This window comes from Coralloluteibacterium stylophorae (assembly GCF_018122625.2).
Classification (GTDB): domain Bacteria; phylum Pseudomonadota; class Gammaproteobacteria; order Xanthomonadales; family Xanthomonadaceae; genus Coralloluteibacterium; species Coralloluteibacterium stylophorae.
In genome coordinates this window covers 1-1,227 of sequence record NZ_JAGQFT020000026.1, presented here as the reverse complement: position 1 = coordinate 1,227, position 1,227 = coordinate 1, and the positions used below count along the sequence as shown (strand labels likewise).

Below are 1,227 nucleotides of genomic sequence, written 5' to 3'. Positions count from 1 at the left end.
TGACCTGCCCCCACTGAGCCGTACCAGCCGAAGCTAGGTAGAGTCCGTCATCCAAGAGGACGGACATGCGCAAGAGTCGCTTCACCACCGAACAGATCATCGGCTTCATCAAGCAGGCGGAAGCCGGCATGGCGGTCGCGGAGCTGGGCCGGCAGCACGGTTTCAGCCCGGCCAGCTTCTACGCCTGGCGCGCCAAGTACGGCGGCATGGAGGCGGAAGACGCCAAGCGCCTGAAGGAGCTCGAGTCGGAGAACAACCGCCTCAAGCGTCTTCTGGCGGAAGCGCACCTGGACATCGAGGCGCTGAAGGTCGGGTTCGGGGTAAAACGCTAGCCCCGCAACGCAAGCGCGAGGCGGTCCGGTGCATGCTCGATGCCACAGCAGTGAGCGAGCGCCGGGCCTGCCGCCTTGCGGGGCTGTCCCGCGATGTGTTCCGCCATCCACCCGCGCCGGAGCCTGCGACGCAGGCGCTGTCGGCGCGGATCATCGAGCTGGCGCAGATGCGCCGCAGGTTCGGCTACCGCCGCCTGCACGACCTGCTGCGTCCGGAGTATCCGGCTGTGAACCACAAGAAGGTCTACCGCCTGTATCGCGAGGCGAACTTGGCTGTGCGCCGTCGTCAGAAGATCCGCAGGCCACCAAGCGAACGCCGGCGGCTCTCGCCCGCAACGGCGCCCAATGCGGTATGGAGCATGGACTTCGTCAGCGACGCGCTGGCCAGTGGGCGCCGCCTGAAGTGCCTGACGGTGGCCGATGACTTCACCCACGAGAGCGTGGACATCACCGTGGACCACGGCATCAGCGGCGCCTACGTGGTGCGCGTGCTGGACCAGGCGGCGCGCTTCCGGGGCTACCCGCGGGCAGTGCGGACCGACAACGGCCCCGAATACACCAGTCGAGCCTTCATCGCATGGACGCAGCGGCACGGCATTGAGCACCTGTTGATCGAGCCGGGCAGGCCGATGCAGAACGGCTACATCGAGAGCTTCAACGGCAAGTTCCGCGACGAGTGCCTCAACGAGCACTGGTTCACCTCGCTCGCTCAAGCCCGCTGCGTGATCGCCGAGTGGCGACGCGACTACAACGAGGTCCGCCCGCACAGCAGTTGCGGCCGCATCCCGCCGGCACAGTTCGCCGCCAACCACCGAACCCAAACCGCCACATCCGCAGTACCCTTCAACCCCGGACTCTCCCAGTAACTGGTGGTACGGCTGCTGGGGGCAGGTCA

1 protein-coding gene is annotated in these 1,227 nt (G+C 66.7%); it reads left to right on the top strand.

The window, feature by feature from the left end; genetic code table 11:
* Positions 1-65 precede the first annotated feature (65 nt).
* Positions 66-1,198, top strand: a protein-coding gene (locus tag KB893_RS18120) for an IS3 family transposase (protein WP_213173971.1) whose coding sequence is annotated in 2 segments (ribosomal slippage) — positions 66-321 and positions 321-1,198 — 1,134 coding nt in all. Because the reading frame shifts where the segments join, the coding sequence is not laid out codon by codon here.
* The last annotated feature ends 29 nt before the right edge of the window (positions 1,199-1,227 follow it).